The organism is Flavobacterium sp. (assembly GCF_013822155.1).
Taxonomy (GTDB): domain Bacteria; phylum Bacteroidota; class Bacteroidia; order Flavobacteriales; family Flavobacteriaceae; genus Flavobacterium.
In genome coordinates, this window is the sequence record NZ_PNJW01000146.1 from 1 (window position 1) to 1,827 (window position 1,827).

A 1,827-nucleotide genomic window follows, 5' to 3' on the forward strand; every position below is an offset into this window, starting at 1 on the left:
CTCACGGTTGAATAGTGCACGCCAAAGGCTTAGCATCTCTGATGCATTGAATAATCACCGTTGGCATAGGCTTGTTGCATGCTTTGTTTGGCATTTTGACATTCAGCGACATAAAACTCCAACGGCGATAAAATCAATATATTGAGCAATCGCCAGCGCCCGGCTTAAGCTGAATTGCTGCAGAATCCAGCCTGGCTTTACCATGCTTTTTCTTAATTATTAGCCCTTTTTTTGGTTGCATAATCTGTGGGTAAGGTTTGCATTTTCAGGGATCGTCTTCCCTCCAAGCCAGTACCTTATATCGTGATCTATTGCAGCATCATCAATTAAAGATATTTTGTTTCTGCATATTGAACATGTTGGGTCTGACTCAAACATTTCTTTTTTGAGCTGCCGAGAAAAAGCTCTTTGGATATCTTGAGGTTCGCTGTCTTGCATTATCTCTGAAAGTCTTTGAAGCCATGTGTCAAAAACATACTTTAATCTGGTTGATTCGCCTGTCGCTCTCCGAACTCTATCAACCCAAATTTGATCTGTATTAATCAAATCCAAGTATGACTCGTATATACTGTCCGCTTTTTGGGTAACTTGCCCAAGATCATACATAGAAAACGAAGTTGCCATAACTTGAAAAATAGCAGCGTTTGGTCGTGTAGCCCATTCGCCTGAACTGAATTTACCAGGCTTAGCAATATCGCTTTTTAATCTGAATGAACTGTCTCCAAATACAGTCAGACATGCTTTCATGCATTTTTCAAAAGCCTTGCGATACTCCGCGATCTTTTCTTCATTGGCATCTTTATAAGTATCAAGGAACTCGTTCAGAAATCGTTTTAATCCAGATGTACATTTAAGATGTGTACGCTCATAAAAAGCCAGAAACCTTAAAATTAACGCTCTGTCTTGCATACGCTTATCAAAATTTTTCTGATTGACTGCCTTCTTGAAATTCTCGTTTCTTGCCAAGTCTTTTATGAGGGAGTTCAGTGATCCTCTATAAAGGCAGTTCCTGATTTCCATATCATTAAGCTTAATTCCACCTGTGTTTAGTCTTTCAAAGACAACAAAATGAATATCTCCGTGGCTGTCTGAAAGTTCAAAGGAGCGCAATATAGAATCTTCAAGTTTATTTTGTATTTCTGTTGGAAGATCTTGAAAATGCTTTCCTTTGTACTCGTTCAGAAGATCAAGTCTTTGTAGCTTGTATTTGTTATCAAAAAAGTTAAAGACAGAAGTTAATCTCTGAAGGCCATCTATCACTTCATATTTTCCTGAATCTGTTTTGGCAAAATAGACAACAGGGACGGGGATATCTAATAAGAATGATTCAATGAGTTTTGAGGCTCTAGACAAATCCCAGACATAGTTTCTTTGCCATTCAGGATCAATAATTATACGACCGGACTTATACCACCTATGAAGCTCTGAGAGGCTCCTATCTGCTTTGTCAAGCACGACCTTCTTATGTGGCGATGCGGCTGGATTTAATTCACCCTCATCTAACGAATCTACATCGTTACTTTCTGCTTCTTCTAAGTAGTCGATTTCAGGTTCAATTTCTTCTTCTTTCATGAGATTTCTATTTTGAAGGGCCAACGTAATATATACGAAACTATGTGTCCAATAGTCTCCTATGTGTTTTTATAAATTTTTGATTAATACTTTATTTATTATTCAAATATTTCAATAAATTTTAATAAAAATCATTTTGCTATAAAAACCTAAACGAGATTATTTTGCCTGATAATCAAACATTAGGCAATGAGCTCAGGCGTGAAATTCGGGAGTTCAATCCTAAATTTCGCCAGTTAGTATTTGTTAACACCA

General features: G+C 37.2%; 1 protein-coding gene. It reads right to left on the minus strand.

From position 1 onward, the window contains the following. Window positions 1-219: 219 nt before the first annotated feature. Window positions 220-1,572, minus strand: a complete 1,353-nt coding sequence (locus C0512_RS15385) for a DUF262 domain-containing protein (RefSeq protein WP_290863157.1) — start codon at window positions 1,570-1,572, stop codon at window positions 220-222. Window positions 1,573-1,827 lie beyond the last annotated feature (255 nt).